The following is a 17,724-nucleotide window of genomic DNA, read 5'->3' as shown; positions in this document are numbered from 1 at the left end:
TGACCCCGGATTTGAGTGACCACCATGCCAAAACGTACAGACATCAAAAGCATCCTGATTCTCGGCGCTGGCCCGATCGTGATCGGCCAGGCCTGCGAATTCGACTACTCCGGCGCGCAGGCCTGTAAAGCCCTGCGCGAGGAAGGTTTCCGCGTCATCCTGGTGAACTCCAACCCAGCCACCATCATGACCGACCCGGCCATGGCCGACGCCACCTACATCGAGCCGATCAAGTGGCAATCGGTGGCCAAGATCATCGAGAAAGAGCGCCCGGACGCCGTCCTGCCGACCATGGGTGGCCAGACCGCCCTGAACTGCGCCCTGGACCTGGAGCGCCACGGCGTTCTGGAAAAGTTCGGCGTAGAGATGATCGGTGCCAACGCTGACACCATCGACAAGGCCGAAGACCGCTCGCGCTTCGACAAGGCCATGAAGGACATCGGCCTGGAGTGCCCGCGCTCCGGTATCGCCCACAGCATGGAAGAGGCCAATGCGGTCCTCGAGAAGCTCGGCTTCCCATGCATCATTCGCCCGTCGTTCACCATGGGCGGCACCGGCGGCGGTATCGCTTACAACCGTGAAGAGTTCGAAGAAATCTGCACCCGTGGTCTGGACCTGTCGCCGACCAAAGAGCTGCTGATCGACGAATCGCTGATCGGCTGGAAGGAATACGAGATGGAGGTGGTCCGCGACAAGAAGGACAACTGCATCATCGTCTGCTCGATCGAGAACTTCGACCCGATGGGTGTGCACACCGGTGACTCGATCACTGTTGCCCCGGCACAGACCCTGACCGACAAGGAATACCAGATCATGCGCAACGCCTCGCTGGCGGTGCTGCGTGAAATCGGTGTGGAAACCGGCGGTTCCAACGTCCAGTTCGGCATTTGCCCGAACACCGGCCGCATGGTCGTCATCGAGATGAACCCGCGCGTATCGCGTTCGTCCGCCCTGGCCTCCAAGGCCACCGGCTTCCCGATCGCCAAGATCGCCGCCAAGCTGGCCATTGGTTACACCCTCGACGAGCTGCAGAACGACATCACTGGCGGTCGCACCCCTGCGTCCTTCGAGCCGTCGATCGACTACGTCGTTACCAAGCTGCCACGCTTCGCCTTCGAGAAATTCCCGAAAGCCGACGCCCGCCTGACCACCCAGATGAAATCCGTGGGTGAAGTCATGGCCATCGGCCGTACTTTCCAGGAATCCCTGCAGAAAGCCCTGCGCGGCCTGGAAGTCGGCGCCTGCGGCCTCGACCCGAAAGTCGACCTGGCCAGCCCAGAAGCCGCCAGCATCCTCAAGCGCGAACTGACCGTGCCGGGTGCCGAGCGTATCTGGTACGTGGCTGACGCCATGCGTTCGGGCATGACCTGCGAAGAAATCTTCAATCTGACCGGCATCGACATGTGGTTCCTGGTGCAGATGGAAGACCTGATCAAGGAAGAAGAGAAGGTCAAGACCCTGGCCCTGTCGGCAATCGACAAGGACTACATGCTGCGCCTCAAGCGCAAGGGCTTCTCGGACCAGCGTCTGGCAGTACTGCTGGGCATCACCGACAAGAACCTGCGTCGCCACCGCCACAAGCTGGAAGTGTTCCCGGTGTACAAGCGCGTCGACACCTGCGCCGCCGAGTTCGCCACCGACACCGCCTACCTGTACTCCACCTACGAGGAAGAGTGCGAGGCCAACCCGTCGACCCGCGACAAGATCATGATCCTGGGTGGCGGCCCGAACCGTATCGGCCAAGGTATCGAGTTCGACTACTGCTGCGTACACGCCGCCCTGGCGCTGCGTGACGACGGTTACGAGACCATCATGGTCAACTGCAACCCGGAAACCGTCTCCACCGACTACGACACTTCCGACCGCCTGTACTTCGAGCCGCTGACCCTGGAAGACGTGCTGGAAGTCTGCCGCGTCGAGAAGCCGAAAGGCGTGATCGTTCACTACGGCGGCCAGACCCCGCTGAAGCTGGCCCGCGCTCTGGAAGAAGCTGGCGTGCCGATCATCGGTACCAGCCCTGACGCCATCGACCGCGCCGAAGACCGTGAGCGCTTCCAGCAGATGGTTCAGCGCCTGAACCTGCTGCAGCCGCCAAACGCCACCGTGCGCAGCGAAGAAGAGGCTATCCGTGCTGCGGGCAGCATCGGCTACCCGCTGGTCGTGCGTCCGTCCTACGTACTGGGCGGCCGTGCAATGGAGATCGTCTACGAGCTGGACGAGCTCAAGCGCTACCTGCGTGAAGCGGTGCAAGTGTCGAATGACAGCCCGGTACTGCTCGACCACTTCCTCAACTGCGCCATCGAGATGGACGTGGATGCGGTGTGCGACGGCACCGACGTGGTCATCGGCGCGATCATGCAGCACATCGAGCAGGCCGGCGTACACTCCGGCGACTCGGCGTGCTCGCTGCCACCTTACTCGCTGAGCAAGGAAGTGCAGGACGAAGTCCGCGTTCAGGTCAAGAAAATGGCGCTGGAGCTGGGCGTGGTCGGCCTGATGAACGTGCAGTTGGCCCTGCAGGGCGACAAGATCTACGTGATCGAAGTCAACCCGCGTGCCTCGCGTACCGTACCGTTCGTGTCCAAGTGCATCGGCACGTCCCTGGCGATGATCGCGGCCCGTGTCATGGCGGGTAAAACCCTGAAAGAGCTGGGCTTCACCCAGGAAATCATCCCGAACTTCTACAGCGTGAAGGAAGCCGTCTTCCCGTTCGCCAAGTTCCCAGGGGTTGACCCGATCCTCGGCCCTGAGATGAAATCGACCGGTGAAGTCATGGGTGTCGGTGACAGCTTCGGTGAAGCCTTCGCCAAAGCCCAGATGGGTGCCAGTGAAGTGCTGCCGACGGGCGGTACCGCGTTCATCAGCGTACGCGACGACGACAAGCCACAAGTGGCCGGCGTTGCCCGCGACCTGATCGCCCTGGGCTTCGAAGTGGTTGCCACTGCCGGCACCGCCAAGGTTATCGAGGCGGCTGGCCTGAAAGTGCGCCGTGTGAACAAAGTGACCGAAGGTCGCCCGCACGTGGTCGACATGATCAAGAACGACGAAGTGTCGCTGATCATCAATACCACCGAAGGTCGCCAGTCGATCGCCGACTCCTACTCGATTCGTCGCAATGCGCTGCAGCACAAGATTTACTGCACCACTACCATTGCGGCTGGTGAAGCCATCTGCGAAGCGCTGAAATTCGGTCCGGAAAAGACCGTTCGTCGCTTGCAGGATCTGCATGCAGGACTGAAAGCATGAGCATTACCAAATACCCGATGACCGTCCAGGGCGCTCGCGCCCTGGAAGAAGAGCACCTGTTCCTGAGCAAGACCGAGCGCCCGCGCCTGAGTCAGGCCATTGGTGAAGCGCGTGAGCTGGGTGACCTCAAGGAAAACGCCGAATACCATGCTGCCCGTGAGGAGCAGGGTATGGTCGAAGCGCGTATCCGTGATATCGAAGGCCGTCTGCAGAATTCGGTGGTCATCGATGTGACCACCATCCCTCACACCGGCAAGGTGATTTTCGGTACCACCGTGGTACTGGCCAACACCGAAACCGATGAAGAGGTGACCTACCAGATCGTTGGCGAGGATGAAGCTGACGTGAAGCAGGGCAAGCTGTCGAGCGGCGCACCCATTGCCCGTGCCATCATCGGCAAGGAAGAAGGTGATACTGTCGTCGTCAAGACGCCTAGTGGCACGGTCGAGTACGAGATTGTCGAAGTCAAGCACATCTGACCGACGCCTGCGGGCGCCGTCCCTCGAGGGGATCCTCTGGCAACTGGCCCAGGTTTTCTGGGTCGGTGGCCTGTGGGTGTTCCATGTAGGGCTGGTGCCTGCGCTCAAGGTCAGTGGCCTGGCCCCGCTGCTGGTACAGGATATCGCCGGGCAGATCGACCGCTGGTTGATCGGCGTGGCGTTGCTTGGCTTGTTGACTCAGCTGGCAGTGCTGGCGAGGGTGGACGGCCTGGCGGCCTGGTGGCGGCAGTTCCGCGGCCAGATGCTGTTGCTCGGCTTTGGTGCCTGCGTGGGGTATTACACCTTGCGCTACGGTATTTCCGTGGGCGAGCGCTGGCAGATGTTCTGCTTCCTGGTGCTGGGCTTTTCCGGCATCGTGCTGGTGGCCCAGCCGGTACCGGTCAGGGCGCGTTCACCGCGCCACTGATCGGAGCCACCGTTACTTGTAACGGTGGATGTTGGACAGCTGTTTGTTCGGCTGTGGGTTCTTGCGGTAGATCAGGGCTTTCTTGCCGATGGTCTGCACCAGCTCGGCACGGCCGGCCTTGCACAGCTCGGCGATGGTCTCGGCGCGTTCCTCGCGGTCTTCCGAGCGAATTTCGACCTTGATCAGCTCATGGTCGACCAGAGCGCGCTCCAGTTCGGCGATCACGCCTTCATTCAAACCGTTGCCAGCAACGATCAGGACCGGCTTCAGGTCATGACCAATGGACTTGTATTGCTTCTTCTGCTCGTTATTGAGCGGCATAATCTGACCCTTTCCGTCTGATTCTGTAAAATTGACCGGCATTTTACCCGAGGGCCACCGGCTCCGCCCAGTCAATCACGACGCATATCATCGAGGTGCCCCGTGGTACAACGTTCCAAAAGCAGCGCAAACTGGCTGCGAGAGCATTTCAACGACCCTTTTGTGAAGCAGGCGCAGAAGGATGGGTATCGCTCGCGTGCGAGCTACAAACTGCTGGAGATCCAGGAGAAGGACCGCCTTATCCGCCCAGGCATGAGCGTGATCGACCTCGGCGCGGCCCCTGGTGGCTGGTCCCAGGTGACCAGTCGTCTGATTGGTGGCCAGGGTCGCCTGATCGCTTCCGACATTCTGGAAATGGACTCGATCGCCGACGTGACCTTCATTCAAGGTGACTTCACCCACGACGAAGTGCTGCAGCGCATTCTCGAAGCGGTGGGCGATTCGCATGTAGACCTTGTGATTTCCGACATGGCCCCCAATATGAGTGGTACGCCCGCGGTGGACATTCCGCGTGCCATGTTCCTCTGCGAGCTGGCCCTCGATCTGGCGACCCGCGTGCTCAAGCCCGGGGGCGACTTCCTGATCAAGATTTTCCAGGGCGAAGGTTTTGACGTGTACCTGAAGGATGTGCGCAGCAAGTTCGACAAGGTGCAAATGCGCAAGCCATCGTCGTCACGGGACCGTTCCCGCGAGCAGTACCTGTTGGGCAGGGGCTTCAAAGGGTAATGAAAGGTGTGAAGCGGGGTGGTCGATAGTTAATTCCAATCGGCCACTGCGTCAGGATCGTCCGAACTTCGTGTAGTCTAGCTTTCACAAAGGGTTACAGACGGTGCCTGCGGCTGCGTAGGTAATGTAGTAAGTTAGGGCGATGAATATCATGCGAGGCACGGCTGCGTCGTGCGCCGGCCTCAGAGGGTAGCTAATTGAACGACATGGCAAAGAATCTGATCCTGTGGTTGATCATCGCAGCTGTCCTGGTGACAGTGATGAACAACTTCTCCAGCCCTAACGAGCCGCAGACCCTCAACTACTCCGACTTCATCCAGCAGGTCAAGGATGGCAAGGTCGAGCGTGTGACCGTCGATGGCTACATCATTACTGGCAAGCGCACCGATGGCGACAACTTCAAGACTGTGCGCCCGGCCATCACCGACAATGGCCTGATCGGCGATCTGGTCGACAACCACGTGGTCGTCGAAGGCAAGCAGCCTGAGCAACAGAGCATCTGGACGCAGTTGCTGGTGGCGAGCTTCCCGATCCTGGTGATCATTGCCGTGTTCATGTTCTTCATGCGCCAGATGCAAGGGGGCGCGGGCGGCAAGGGCGGGCCGATGAGCTTCGGCAAGAGCAAGGCACGCCTGCTGTCCGAAGACCAGGTCAAGACCACGCTGGCTGACGTTGCGGGCTGCGACGAGGCCAAGGAAGAGGTTGGCGAGCTGGTCGAGTTCCTGCGCGATCCGGGCAAGTTCCAGCGCCTGGGCGGCCGTATCCCGCGCGGTGTGCTGATGGTTGGCCCACCCGGTACCGGTAAGACCCTGCTGGCCAAGGCCATTGCGGGCGAGGCGAAAGTACCGTTCTTCACCATTTCCGGTTCGGACTTCGTGGAAATGTTCGTGGGTGTCGGTGCCAGCCGTGTGCGCGACATGTTCGAGCAGGCCAAGAAGCACGCCCCGTGCATCATCTTCATCGACGAAATCGACGCCGTTGGTCGCCATCGTGGCGCTGGCATGGGCGGCGGTCACGACGAGCGTGAACAAACCCTCAACCAGTTGCTGGTGGAGATGGACGGCTTCGAGATGAACGATGGCATCATCGTCATCGCTGCCACCAACCGTCCGGATGTGCTCGACCCTGCGCTGCTGCGCCCCGGCCGCTTCGACCGCCAGGTGGTGGTTGGCCTGCCGGACATTCGTGGTCGCGAGCAGATCCTCAAGGTGCACATGCGCAAGGTGCCGATTGGCGAGAACGTCAACCCGGCGGTCATCGCGCGGGGTACCCCAGGCTTCTCCGGCGCCGACCTGGCCAACCTGGTCAACGAGGCTTCGCTGTTTGCCGCGCGTTCCAACAAGCGCCTGGTCGAAATGAAAGAGTTCGAGCTGGCCAAGGACAAGATCATGATGGGCGCTGAGCGCAAGACCATGGTCATGTCCGAAAAGGAAAAGAGAAACACGGCCTATCACGAGGCTGGCCACGCCATTGTCGGTCGCCTGGTGCCTGAGCACGACCCTGTCTACAAGGTTTCGATCATCCCGCGTGGTCGTGCCTTGGGTGTGACCATGTTCCTGCCGGAAGAAGACCGCTACAGCCTCTCCAAGCGTGCGCTGATCAGCCAGATCTGCTCGCTGTATGGCGGCCGTATCGCCGAGGAGATGACCTTGGGCTTCGATGGCGTGACCACTGGCGCGTCCAACGACATCATGCGCGCCAGCCAGATCGCTCGTAACATGGTGACCAAATGGGGCCTGTCCGAGAAGCTTGGCCCGCTGATGTATGCAGAGGAAGAGGGCGAGGTGTTCCTCGGCCGTAGTGCCGGTAGCCAGCATGCCAGCGTGTCCGGTGAGACGGCCAAATTGATCGACTCCGAGGTGCGCAGCATCATCGATCAGTGCTACGCCACTGCCAAACAGTTGCTGATCGACAACCGCGACAAGCTCGAGGCGATGACCGAAGCGCTGATGAAGTACGAGACCATCGATGCCGATCAGATTGACGACATCATGGCTGGGCGCACACCACGTGAGCCGCGTGATTGGGACGATGACAAGCACTCGGGCACGCCTGCGGCCCAGGATGAGCGTCCGGAATCGCCAATCGGCGGCCCAGCGGCTGAACACTAAGGGCATCTATGAGCTCAGTGCAGTACCCCACCCGGTTGCCTTGCGGCAGCCGGGTTCTTGATTTGTCACATACCCATGTCATGGGTATTCTCAATATCACCCCCGATTCCTTCTCCGATGGCGGTCGCTTCAGTCAGCGCGACGAGGCCCTGCGCCATGCCGAAGCGATGGTGGCCGCTGGCGCAACGCTGATCGACATCGGTGGCGAATCCACGCGCCCGGGTGCGCGTGCAGTGTCGGTGACCGAGGAGCTGGAGCGTGTGGCGCCAATGGTCGAGGCCATCAACAGTCGCCTCGACGTGGTCATTTCGGTCGATACCTCCACGCCTGCTGTCATGCGTGAAGCCGCACGCCTGGGTGCCGGGCTGATCAACGACGTGCGGGCTCTGGAGCGCGACGGCGCCCTGGACGCTGCGGCGGATACCGGTCTGCCGGTGTGCCTCATGCACATGCGTGGCGAGCCAGGCAACATGCAGGACGATCCGCATTACCAGGACGTGACCGCCGAGGTCACCCGTTATCTTGAACAGCGGATGGCCGCCTGCGCCGCAGCGGGCATCGACGCTGACAGAATCATCCTTGACCCGGGCTTCGGTTTCGCCAAGACACTGGCGCACAATCTGAGCCTGTTCAAGCACATGGAAGCGCTCTATCGCCTTGGGCGCCCACTGCTGGTGGGCGTTTCACGAAAGAGCATGATCGGCCTGACGCTGGAACGTCCGGTCGGCGAGCGCTTGTACGGCAGCCTTGCGCTGGCGGCGTTGGCCATGACCAAAGGGGCGAGCATCCTTCGGGTACATGACGTGGCCGAAACCGTTGATGTGGTACGCATGATCGCTGCGGTGCAAAACGCCGAATAAGAACATTGGAGTCCCTATGAGCAGAAAATACTTTGGTACCGACGGCATTCGTGGCCGCGTCGGCGAATACCCGATCACGCCTGACTTCATGCTGAAGCTTGGCTGGGCGGCCGGCATGGCCTTCCGCAAGCAAGGCCATTGCCGCGTGCTGGTGGGCAAGGACACGCGTATCTCCGGCTACATGTTCGAGTCCGCACTCGAAGCCGGCCTGTCCGCGGCAGGTGCCGATGTGATGCTGCTCGGGCCGATGCCGACACCGGCCATCGCTTACCTCACGCGTACCTTCCACGCCGAAGCCGGCATCGTCATCAGTGCCTCGCACAATCCGCACGATGACAACGGCATCAAGTTCTTCTCGGGCCAGGGCACCAAGCTGCCGGACGAGGTCGAGCTGATGATCGAAGAGCTGCTCGATCAACCGATGACCGTTGTCGAGTCGGGCAAGCTGGGCAAGGTTTCGCGTATCAACGATGCCGCCGGCCGCTACATCGAATTCTGCAAGAGCAGCGTGCCGAGCAGCACCAGCTTCGAAGGCCTCAAGCTGGTGGTCGACTGCGCCCATGGTGCGACCTACAAGGTTGCGCCCAGCGTATTCCGTGAGCTGGGTGCCGACGTGACCGTGCTGCATGCGCAACCGGACGGCCTGAACATCAACGAAGGTTGCGGCTCGACACACATCGAATCGCTGCAGGCCGCTGTACTGGTCGGGCATGCCGATCTCGGCATTGCCTTTGACGGTGATGGCGATCGCGTGCTGATGGTCGACCACACGGGCGCCATCGTCGACGGTGACGAGCTGCTGTTCATCATTGCTCGCGACCTGCAGGAGCATGGCAAGCTGCAAGGCGGGGTGGTCGGCACGCTGATGAGTAACCTGGGCCTGGAGCTGGCGCTCAAGGACCTGGACATCCCGTTTGTGCGAGCCAAGGTCGGCGACCGTTACGTCATGGCCGAGCTGTTGGAGCGTGAATGGCTGGTCGGCGGTGAAAACTCCGGTCACGTCGTGTGCTGTAACCACACCACAACCGGCGATGCGATCATTGCCGCGCTGCAGGTGCTGATGGCGCTCAAGCGCCGGGGTGAAACCCTGGCCCAGGCCCGTCAGGCCCTGCGCAAGTGCCCGCAGGTGCTGATCAATGTACGCTTTGGCGCCAGCAAGGTTGACCCGCTGGAGCACCCCGCCGTCAAGGAAGCCAGTGCAAAGGTTACCGATGCGCTGGCGGGGCGTGGTCGCGTGCTGTTGCGCAAGTCCGGTACCGAGCCGCTGGTGCGGGTCATGGTTGAGGGCGAAGACGAAAGCCAGGTGCGGGCCCATGCTGAAGCACTGGCCAAACTGGTCAGCGAAGTTTGTGTCTGAAGGCGCTTGCCAGCGCAGATCTGGTTGGGTAAGATCTGCGCCCACTTTGACCGACGAGGTAAAGCATGCGTCGCCCTATGGTAGCTGGTAACTGGAAAATGCACGGTACCCGCGCTAGCGTCGCTGAGCTGACCAAAGGCTTGAGCAATCTCGCCTTGCCGAGCGGAGTGGAAGTCGCCGTATTTCCACCGGCCTTGTTCATCAATCAGGTGATTGATGGTCTGGCGGGTAAAGAAATTACTGTCGGCGCACAGAATTCTGCTGTACAACCCGAACAGGGTGCGCTGACCGGGGAAGTTGCTCCCGAGCAGCTGGTTGAAGCAGGTTGCAAGTTGGTGTTGATTGGTCACTCGGAGCGTCGCCAGATTATTGGTGAAACCGACGAAGTGCTCAATCGCAAGTTTGCAGCGGCCCAGGCCAAAGGCTTGAAGCCAGTGCTTTGCATAGGGGAAACCCTTGAGGAGCGCGAGGCTGGCAAAACGCTCGAAGTTGTCGGGCGTCAACTAAGCAGTATCATCGAAGCATTCGGTGTTAAGGCTTTTGCCGATGCAGTAATTGCCTATGAGCCTGTATGGGCCATCGGTACAGGCCTTACGGCCACGCCACAGCAGGCCCAGGATGTGCACGCCGCCATCCGCGGCCAGTTGGCGGCAGAAGATGCTGAAGTGGCTGCGAAGGTGCAGTTGCTATACGGCGGCAGCGTGAAGGCGGCCAATGCGGCCGAACTGTTCGGCATGCCGGATATCGATGGGGGGCTCATTGGTGGGGCTTCCCTGAACGCAGACGAATTCGGTGCAATTTGTCGCGCCGCAGGAAACTGAACAAATGCTGGAAACAGTCATCGTTGTTTTTCATCTGTTGGCAGCGCTGTCGCTTGTAGTGCTGGTTCTGTTGCAACAGGGTAAAGGTGCTGAAGCAGGTGCATCTTTCGGCGCGGGGGCTTCAAATACCGTGTTCGGGAGCCAAGGCTCTGCAACGTTCCTAAGTAAATTAACTGCTATACTCGCTGCCACTTTCTTTTTGACAGCACTTGGGTTAGGATACTTCGCGAAGCAACAAGCTCACCAGCTTAGCCAAGCAGGTCTTCCAGATCCAGCAGTGCTAGAAGTGAAAGAGCCGCAAAAACCGGCAGTTAATGATGATGTACCGGTGCTCCAGCAGCAGAAGAGCGAAACCACCAGTAATACGGGTGATGTACCTCCTCCGGCTCAAGAGCAGAAGTAACGGGTTTCAAGTAGTAGTATTGCCGAGGTGGTGGAATTGGTAGACACGCAACCTTGAGGTGGTTGTGCCCATAGGGTGTAGGGGTTCGAGTCCCCTTCTCGGTACCAATTAAAGCTTGAGAGCCCGCTTTAGCGGGCTTTCTTGTAGGTGAATGTTTGGATTTGACCCTCAACAGGGTTCGGTCTTATACTTTTGCCCCAGCTTTGTCGCGGGGTGGAGCAGCTTGGTAGCTCGTCGGGCTCATAACCCGAAGGTCGTTGGTTCAAATCCAGCCCCCGCAACCAGCTTCAGCGGAGCCCCTTTTCAGGGGCTTTTTGCTAACCGAACAGTTTCGGCGTCGTTGTCCTACGGCGCTTTCAGGGATGGGCGCTTCGCCCATTTTTTATTTGCACAGCATGCACGAGGGGGTTCAGGTGTCGAGCAAGCTAGAACAGTTGCAGGCCTTGTTGGCCCCGGTTGTCGAGGGTCTGGGCTATCAGTGCTGGGGGATCGAATACGTTTCCCAGGGTAAGCATTCGGTACTGCGCATCTACATCGACAAGGAAGGCGGTATTCTGGTGGACGACTGCGAAGCAGTCAGCCGTCAGGCCAGCGCAATCCTCGATGTGGAAGATCCAATCAGCAGTGAGTACACCCTCGAGGTGTCTTCTCCAGGCATGGATCGCCCACTGTTCACGCTGGAACAGTTTGCCTCGCATGCCGGCGAACAAGTGAAGATCAAGCTGCGCTCACCCTTCGAGGGTCGTCGTAACTTCCAGGGCCTTCTCCGCGGTGTGGAGGAGCAGGATGTGGTGGTCCAGGTGGACAACCAGGAGTTCCTGTTACCGATCGACTCGATCGACAAGGCCAATATTATTCCCAGTTTTGACTGAGACGTGCCGGGCCCGGCGGACTATCCGGGCCCAATGGCTTGCGCAAGGCGAGGCGTACGATGAGCAAAGAAGTACTGCTGGTTGTTGAATCGGTATCCAACGAAAAAGGTGTACCGCCCGGCGTCATTTTCGAAGCGCTGGAAGTGGCCCTGGCCACTGCAACCAAAAAACGTTTTGAAGACGAAGTCGACCTACGTGTGGAAATCAACCGCCACACCGGTAGCTACGAGACTTTCCGTCGCTGGACCGTGGTCGACGAAGCCGATCTTGATGATCCGGCGATCGAGACCTGGCTGGACAAGATCAAGGACACCCACCCTGAAGCCAAGGTTGGTGACGTGATCGAAGAGAAGATCGAGTCCATCGAGTTCGGTCGTATCGCCGCCCAGACCGCCAAGCAGGTCATCGTGCAAAAGGTCCGTGAGGCCGAGCGTGCCCAGGTGGTCGATGCCTACCGTGAGCGCGTTGGCGAGATTATCTCCGGTACCGTGAAAAAGGTTACCCGCGACAACGTCATCGTTGACCTGGGCAACAACGCCGAGGCCTTGCTGGCTCGCGAAGACATCATTCCGCGCGAAACCTTCCGTGTTGGCGTGCGCCTGCGTGCGCTGCTCAAGGAAATTCGCACCGAAAACCGTGGCCCACAGCTGATTCTGTCGCGCACCGCGCCGCAGATGCTGATCGAGCTTTTCCGCATTGAAGTGCCGGAAATTGCCGAGGGCCTCATCGAAGTCATGGCTGCTTCCCGTGATCCGGGTTCGCGAGCCAAGATTGCCGTCCGCTCCAAGGACAAGCGTATCGATCCGCAAGGTGCCTGTATCGGCATGCGTGGTTCGCGCGTCCAGGCCGTATCCGGGGAGTTGGGTGGTGAGCGTGTGGATATCGTCCTGTGGGACGATAACCCGGCGCAGTTCGTCATCAACGCCATGTCGCCGGCTGAAGTCGCGGCGATCATCGTTGATGAAGATGCCCATGCCATGGACATCGCCGTCGCCGAGGACAACCTGGCCCAGGCCATTGGCCGTGGCGGTCAGAACGTTCGCCTGGCCAGTCAGTTGACCGGCTGGACCCTGAACGTGATGACCGAGAAGGACATCCAGGCCAAGCAACAGGCCGAAACCGGTGACATCCTGCGCAATTTCATCGAGGAACTGGAAGTCGACGAGGAGCTGGCCCAAGTGCTGGTCGACGAAGGCTTCACCAGCCTTGAAGAAATTGCCTACGTACCGTTGGAAGAAATGCTCAACATCGATGGCTTTGACGAAGACATCGTCAATGAGCTCCGCGCTCGAGCCAAGGACCGTTTGTTGACCAAGGCCATCGCTACCGAAGAAAAACTGGCAGACGCCCACCCGGCCGAAGACCTGCTCTCCCTTGAGGGCATGGACAAAGACCTGGCGGCTGAACTGGCGGTGCGCGGCGTGGTTAACCGCGAAGACCTGGCCGAGCAGTCGATCGACGATCTGCTCGACATCGACGGCATCGACGAAGAGCGTGCCGGCAAGTTGATCATGGCCGCCCGAGCCCACTGGTTCGAGTAATTAGGCGCGGCCTGAGGAGAGAAGTGCATGACGCAAGTCACGGTGAAAGAACTGGCCCAAGAGGTCGAGGCACCGGTAGAGCGCCTGCTGCAGCAGATGCGTGAGGCAGGTCTGCCGCACACCGACGCCGGTCAGGTAGTGACCGACAATGAGAAGCAGACCCTGCTGACTCATTTGAAAAGCAGCCACAAGAGCAAGGCGGAAGAGCCGCGCAAGATTACCTTGCAGCGCAAAACCACCAGCACCCTGCGTGTCGCCGGTAGCAAGAGCATCAGCGTAGAAGTACGCAAGAAGAAAGTTTTCGTTCAGCGCAGCCCTGAAGAAATCCAGGCTGAGCAGAAGCGTGAGCTGGAAGAGCGCCGCGCGGCTGAAAATGCCGCTCGCGACAAGGTCGAGGCCGAAGTTCGCCAGCGCAACGAAGAGCAGGCTCGCCGTCAGGCGGCCGGCTCCACCGCCGCCGCCCCTGCGCCTGCTGCCAAGCCAGAGCCGGCTCCTGCCGCTGCTCCGGTCGCTGCTCCGGCCCCGGTAGTCGCAGACGCCCCGGCCTCTGAAGACGCCGCAGCCCGTGCTGCCGAGCGCAAGAAAGACGAGACCCGTCGCAACGAAAGCCGTACCCGTGATGACGACCGTCGTCGTGGCGAAGCGCCTCGTGTGTCGATCAAGGTCAAGGTCAAGGAGAAGGAAAAGGCGCCGACTCCGCGTGCTGCTCCGCGCACTACCGACGAAGAGAGCGATGGCGCTCGTCGTGGCCGTGGTGGCAAGAGCAAGCTGAAAAAGCGTAATCAGCACGGCTTCCAGAACCCGACCGGCCCCGTCATCCGTGACGTGACCATCGGCGAGACCATCACCGTCTCCGAGCTGGCCAACCAGATGTCCGTCAAGGGCGCTGAAGTGGTCAAGTTCATGTTCAAGATGGGGACCCCGGTCACCATCAACCAGGTGCTCGACCAGGAAACCGCTCAGCTGATCGCAGAAGAGCTGGGCCACAAGGTCACGCTGGTCAGCGACACTGCCCTGGAAGACTCCCTGGCCGAATCGCTGAAGTTCGAAGGCCAGACCGAGTCGCGTGCGCCGGTGGTTACCGTCATGGGTCACGTTGACCATGGTAAGACCTCGCTGCTCGACTACATCCGTCGTGCCAAGGTTGCCGCTGGCGAAGCCGGTGGTATCACCCAGCACATCGGTGCCTACCACGTGGAAACCGACCGCGGCATGGTCACCTTCCTCGATACCCCTGGTCACGCTGCGTTCACCCAGATGCGTGCCCGTGGTGCCAAGGCGACCGACATTGTCATCCTGGTGGTGGCGGCGGACGACGGTGTGATGCCGCAAACCCGCGAAGCCGTTCAGCATGCCAAGGCAGCCGGTGTTCCGCTGGTCGTTGCAGTGAACAAGATCGACAAGCCAGGTGCTGACCTCGATCGCATCCGTAACGAGCTGTCCGTCGAAGGCGTTACCTCCGAGGACTGGGGTGGTGACACGCCGTTCGTCAAGGTTTCGGCCAAGATGGGTACCGGTGTCGACGAGCTGCTCGAAGCCGTTCTGCTGCAGGCCGAGATCCTCGAACTGACCGCTACCCCAACCGCGCCAGGTCGTGGTGTGGTTGTCGAATCGCGCCTGGACAAGGGTCGTGGCCCGGTGGCGACCATCCTGGTTCAGGACGGTACCCTGCGTCAGGGCGACATGGTCCTGTGCGGTTCCAACTATGGCCGCGTACGCGCCATGCTCGACGAGAACGGCAAGCCTGTGAAGGAAGCTGGCCCGTCGATCCCGGTCGAAATCCTCGGCCTGGACGGTACTCCGGAAGCCGGTGACGAGCTGTCCGTGGTTGCTGACGAGAAGAAAGCCCGTGAAGTTGCCCTGTTCCGTCAAGGCAAGTATCGCGAGGTCAAGCTGGCCCGTGCTCACGCCGGCAAGCTGGAAAACATCTTCGAGACCATGGGTCAGGAAGAGAAGAAAACCCTCAACATCGTTCTCAAGACCGATGTGCGTGGTTCTCTGGAAGCGCTGCAGGGTTCGCTCGGCGGCCTGGGCAACGACGAAGTGCAAGTGCGCGTGATTGGTGGTGGCGTCGGTGGTATCACCGAGAGCGATGCCAACCTGGCACTGGCTTCGAATGCAGTACTGTTCGGCTTCAACGTGCGTGCCGACGCCGGTGCGCGCAAGATCGTCGAGCAGGAAGGTCTGGATATGCGTTATTACAACGTGATCTACGACATCATCGAAGACGTCAAGAAGGCCCTGACCGGCATGCTCGGCAGCGATGTTCGCGAGAACATCCTGGGTGTCGCCGAAGTACGTGACGTGTTCCGTTCGCCGAAGTTCGGCGCCATCGCTGGCTGTATGGTCATCGAGGGTACCGTGTACCGCAACCGTCCGATTCGCGTACTGCGTGATGACGTTGTGATCTTCGAAGGCGAGCTGGAATCGCTGCGTCGCTTCAAGGACGATGCTTCCGAAGTCCGTTCGGGCATGGAGTGCGGTATTGGCGTCAAGAGCTACAACGACGTCAAGGTCGGCGACAAGATCGAAGTCTTCGAGAAAGTCCAGGTGGCTCGTACCCTTTAAGGGCGAGCGAGCCGCAAGCGCCTGCTACAGGGCGGCTTGCGGTACCTCTTCAGGTAGCGCCCGGTCAGGCATTCGTCTGTCCGGGCGTTTGCCGCTTTAAGTTACAGGTAGCAAGAATGGCCAAAGAATATAGCCGTACCCAACGTATTGGCGATCAGATGCAGCGCGAGCTGGCCGAGCTGATCCGTCGCGAAGTCAAGGACCCGCGTGTCGGTCTGGTGACTATCACCGCCGTGGACGTGAGCCGTGACCTGGGCCATGCCAAGGTGTTCATCACCGTCATGGGCGAGGAAACCCCGGATGCCGTGCAGCAATCGCTCAAGGCATTGAATAGCGCTGCCAGCTTCCTGCGTCTGCACCTGGGGCGTTCGATGCAACTGCGCAGCGTGCCGCAGCTGCACTTCCATTTCGATGAAAGTGTCAGCCGTGGTGTGCACCTGTCGGCGCTGATCGAGCGTGCAGTGGCCGAAGACCGCCTGCACAAGGATGCCGACGAGTCGGACACCAAGGAGTAAGCGGTGGCCCAGGTCAAACGTATCCGCCGCAATGTCAGCGGCATCATCCTGCTCGATAAGCCGCTGGGCTTCACGTCCAATGCCGCCTTGCAGAAAGTGCGTTGGCTGCTGAACGCGGAAAAGGCCGGCCATACCGGTAGCCTCGACCCGCTGGCGACCGGCGTGTTGCCGCTGTGCTTCGGTGAAGCGACCAAGTTTTCGCAGTACTTGCTGGATTCCGACAAGGGCTACGAAACCGTCATGCAGATGGGGCAGACTACCAACACCGGCGATGCCGAGGGTGAGGTGCTGCAGACCCGCGACGTGACCGTTGGTCGCGCCGACATCGAAGCACTGCTGCCACGTTTTCGCGGCCCGATCAGCCAGATACCGCCTATGTACTCGGCGCTCAAGCGTGACGGCCAGCCGTTGTACAAGCTGGCACGTGCAGGAGAGGTAGTGGAGCGCGAGGCGCGTTCTGTTACTATTAACCGCTTGGAGTTGCTCGAGTGCGAAGGCACCCGTGCACGGTTGAGCGTAGGATGCAGCAAAGGCACCTATATCCGCACGCTGGTGGAGGATATCGGTGAAGCCCTTGGTTGCGGCGCCTATGTCGCCGAGCTGCGCAGGACCCAGGCAGGGCCCTTTGCGTTGGCACAGACGGTCACCCTCGAGGAACTCGAACAGGCCCATGCCGAAGGTGGCAACGAAGCGCTCGACCGCTTCCTGATGCCATCGGACAGCGGGCTGCAGGACTGGCCGTTGGTCAGCCTGTCGGAACACAGTGCGTTCTACTGGCTGCATGGCCAGGCGGTACGCGCGCCGGACGCGCCACAATTTGGCATGGTGCGGGTACAGGATCACAACGCACGCTTCATCGGTATCGGTGAAGTGAGCGAAGACGGGCGCATTGCGCCGCGTCGGCTGATTCGGTCGGAATGACCGAAACCGCGGGGTCAGGCAGTTGCCGAGCCCCACGGCATCAAGGGTGGCTGTCAGTAGGCACGGTCACACCTTTTTTATTAATACAGGGATTTGTCCCTGGCCTATTGGACCCCGCTTGCGGGATCCGTTATCAGGAGAAGCCAAATGGCCCTCAGCGTTGAAGAAAAAGCTCAGATCGTTGCCGAATACCAGCAAGCCGCCGGCGATACCGGTAGCCCGGAAGTGCAGGTTGCTCTGCTGACCGCCAACATCAACAAGCTGCAAGGCCACTTCAAGGCCAACGATAAAGACCACCACTCCCGTCGTGGTCTGATCCGTATGGTCAACCAGCGTCGTAAGCTGCTGGATTACCTGAAGGGCAAAGACACCACTCGTTACAGCGCCCTGATCGGTCGCCTGGGCCTGCGTCGCTAATAGCGGCCTGGTCAGTGGTGTGCGTGGGGTGTCGCAGGCTTCGGCAGGGCTGTTTTGCAGCGCTGCCGTTGGGCACTTCACGCGTATCTCCGAGGTTGGCAGCCTGGCAATGCTGAGCGGTTTTTCCGCTTGGTGCCAG

16 protein-coding genes and 2 tRNA genes are annotated in these 17,724 nt (G+C 60.4%); 17 read left to right on the top strand and 1 reads right to left on the bottom strand.

The window, feature by feature from the left end:
- Positions 1 to 24 precede the first annotated feature (24 nt).
- From carB to REH59_RS25045, 3 genes are read left to right on the top strand one after another with little or no spacing between them, the layout of a single operon-like run.
- Entirely contained in the window at positions 25 to 3,246 is a 3,222-nt protein-coding gene (gene carB, locus REH59_RS25055; RefSeq protein ID WP_003249937.1) for a carbamoyl-phosphate synthase large subunit, read from the top strand.
- A gap of 2 nt (positions 3,247 to 3,248) precedes the next feature.
- The gene (greA, locus tag REH59_RS25050; protein ID WP_024717413.1) at positions 3,249 to 3,725 is read left to right on the top strand and encodes a transcription elongation factor GreA; all 477 of its coding nucleotides are present in this window, start codon (positions 3,249 to 3,251) and stop codon (positions 3,723 to 3,725) included.
- Positions 3,703 to 4,152, top strand: a complete 450-nt coding sequence (locus REH59_RS25045) for a hypothetical protein (protein ID WP_012053750.1) — start codon at positions 3,703 to 3,705, stop codon at positions 4,150 to 4,152. Before greA ends, REH59_RS25045 begins: the two co-directional genes overlap by 23 nt.
- A 12-nt stretch (positions 4,153 to 4,164) precedes the next feature.
- Here the strand turns inward: REH59_RS25045 and yhbY are convergent, their stop codons facing one another.
- A complete protein-coding gene (gene yhbY / locus REH59_RS25040; RefSeq protein WP_003249945.1) occupies positions 4,165 to 4,473 on the bottom strand; it encodes a ribosome assembly RNA-binding protein YhbY in 309 nt (102 codons plus the stop codon).
- 102 nt (positions 4,474 to 4,575) lie between these two features.
- Here yhbY and rlmE point away from each other — a divergent pair, with 102 nt between their 5' ends.
- From rlmE to rpsO, 14 genes are all read left to right on the top strand, one after another.
- On the top strand, positions 4,576 to 5,199 hold the full coding sequence (gene rlmE / locus REH59_RS25035) for a 23S rRNA (uridine(2552)-2'-O)-methyltransferase RlmE (protein WP_003249947.1): 624 nt from the start codon (positions 4,576 to 4,578) through the stop codon (positions 5,197 to 5,199).
- A gap of 206 nt (positions 5,200 to 5,405) precedes the next feature.
- A complete protein-coding gene (ftsH, locus tag REH59_RS25030; protein ID WP_003249950.1) occupies positions 5,406 to 7,310 on the top strand; it encodes an ATP-dependent zinc metalloprotease FtsH in 1,905 nt (634 codons plus the stop codon).
- Positions 7,311 to 7,318: 8 nt separating this feature from the next.
- Positions 7,319 to 8,170: a dihydropteroate synthase gene (folP, locus tag REH59_RS25025; protein ID WP_128573564.1), complete on the top strand. Its 852-nt coding sequence runs from the start codon at positions 7,319 to 7,321 to the stop codon at positions 8,168 to 8,170.
- Between the two features lie 16 nt (positions 8,171 to 8,186).
- Positions 8,187 to 9,527, top strand: coding sequence for a phosphoglucosamine mutase (gene glmM, locus REH59_RS25020; protein WP_003249955.1), 1,341 nt, complete (start codon positions 8,187 to 8,189; stop codon positions 9,525 to 9,527).
- A gap of 65 nt (positions 9,528 to 9,592) precedes the next feature.
- Positions 9,593 to 10,348, top strand: a complete 756-nt coding sequence (gene tpiA / locus REH59_RS25015; RefSeq protein ID WP_003249956.1) for a triose-phosphate isomerase — start codon at positions 9,593 to 9,595, stop codon at positions 10,346 to 10,348.
- Positions 10,349 to 10,352: 4 nt separating this feature from the next.
- Positions 10,353 to 10,751 (top strand): preprotein translocase subunit SecG, encoded by a 399-nt coding sequence (gene secG / locus REH59_RS25010; protein WP_003249958.1) that lies wholly within the window; start codon positions 10,353 to 10,355, stop codon positions 10,749 to 10,751.
- A 21-nt stretch (positions 10,752 to 10,772) separates the two neighbouring features.
- Positions 10,773 to 10,858: transfer RNA gene (locus REH59_RS25005), tRNA-Leu, on the top strand.
- Positions 10,859 to 10,958: 100 nt separating this feature from the next.
- Positions 10,959 to 11,035, top strand: a tRNA-Met gene (locus REH59_RS25000).
- A 129-nt stretch (positions 11,036 to 11,164) separates the two neighbouring features.
- On the top strand, positions 11,165 to 11,623 hold the full coding sequence (gene rimP, locus REH59_RS24995; protein WP_003249960.1) for a ribosome maturation factor RimP: 459 nt from the start codon (positions 11,165 to 11,167) through the stop codon (positions 11,621 to 11,623).
- A 59-nt stretch (positions 11,624 to 11,682) separates the two neighbouring features.
- The gene (gene nusA, locus REH59_RS24990) at positions 11,683 to 13,164 is read left to right on the top strand and encodes a transcription termination factor NusA (protein WP_003249963.1); all 1,482 of its coding nucleotides are present in this window, start codon (positions 11,683 to 11,685) and stop codon (positions 13,162 to 13,164) included.
- 27 nt (positions 13,165 to 13,191) lie between these two features.
- Positions 13,192 to 15,732 carry a translation initiation factor IF-2 gene (gene infB / locus REH59_RS24985; RefSeq protein WP_004575779.1) on the top strand — a complete coding sequence of 847 codons (2,541 nt, stop codon included), beginning with the start codon at positions 13,192 to 13,194 and terminating at the stop codon, positions 15,730 to 15,732.
- Between the two features lie 116 nt (positions 15,733 to 15,848).
- Positions 15,849 to 16,247 (top strand): 30S ribosome-binding factor RbfA, encoded by a 399-nt coding sequence (gene rbfA / locus REH59_RS24980; protein ID WP_003249967.1) that lies wholly within the window; start codon positions 15,849 to 15,851, stop codon positions 16,245 to 16,247.
- 3 nt (positions 16,248 to 16,250) lie between these two features.
- Positions 16,251 to 17,168 (top strand): tRNA pseudouridine(55) synthase TruB, encoded by a 918-nt coding sequence (truB, locus tag REH59_RS24975; RefSeq protein ID WP_003249968.1) that lies wholly within the window; start codon positions 16,251 to 16,253, stop codon positions 17,166 to 17,168.
- 147 nt (positions 17,169 to 17,315) lie between these two features.
- Positions 17,316 to 17,585, top strand: a complete 270-nt coding sequence (rpsO, locus tag REH59_RS24970) for a 30S ribosomal protein S15 (protein WP_003249971.1) — start codon at positions 17,316 to 17,318, stop codon at positions 17,583 to 17,585.
- Positions 17,586 to 17,724: the final 139 nt, after the last annotated feature.

This window comes from Pseudomonas sp. BO3-4 (assembly GCF_034044115.1).
GTDB lineage: Bacteria > Pseudomonadota > Gammaproteobacteria > Pseudomonadales > Pseudomonadaceae > Aquipseudomonas > Aquipseudomonas alloputida.
Note: the sequence above shows the minus strand (reverse complement) of the source record. Positions and strands in the feature narration are given on the sequence as shown.

Coding starts and splice junctions, on each gene's coding strand:
- carB (WP_003249937.1), top strand. CDS start 25: ATGCCAAAACGTACAGACATCAAAAGCATCCTGATTCTCGGCGCTGGC.
- tpiA (WP_003249956.1), top strand. CDS start 9,593: ATGCGTCGCCCTATGGTAGCTGGTAACTGGAAAATGCACGGTACCCGC.
- glmM (WP_003249955.1), top strand. CDS start 8,187: ATGAGCAGAAAATACTTTGGTACCGACGGCATTCGTGGCCGCGTCGGC.
- nusA (WP_003249963.1), top strand. CDS start 11,683: ATGAGCAAAGAAGTACTGCTGGTTGTTGAATCGGTATCCAACGAAAAA.
- infB (WP_004575779.1), top strand. CDS start 13,192: ATGACGCAAGTCACGGTGAAAGAACTGGCCCAAGAGGTCGAGGCACCG.
- rbfA (WP_003249967.1), top strand. CDS start 15,849: ATGGCCAAAGAATATAGCCGTACCCAACGTATTGGCGATCAGATGCAG.
- secG (WP_003249958.1), top strand. CDS start 10,353: ATGCTGGAAACAGTCATCGTTGTTTTTCATCTGTTGGCAGCGCTGTCG.
- folP (WP_128573564.1), top strand. CDS start 7,319: ATGAGCTCAGTGCAGTACCCCACCCGGTTGCCTTGCGGCAGCCGGGTT.
- yhbY (WP_003249945.1), bottom strand. CDS start 4,473: ATGCCGCTCAATAACGAGCAGAAGAAGCAATACAAGTCCATTGGTCAT.
- rpsO (WP_003249971.1), top strand. CDS start 17,316: ATGGCCCTCAGCGTTGAAGAAAAAGCTCAGATCGTTGCCGAATACCAG.
- ftsH (WP_003249950.1), top strand. CDS start 5,406: ATGGCAAAGAATCTGATCCTGTGGTTGATCATCGCAGCTGTCCTGGTG.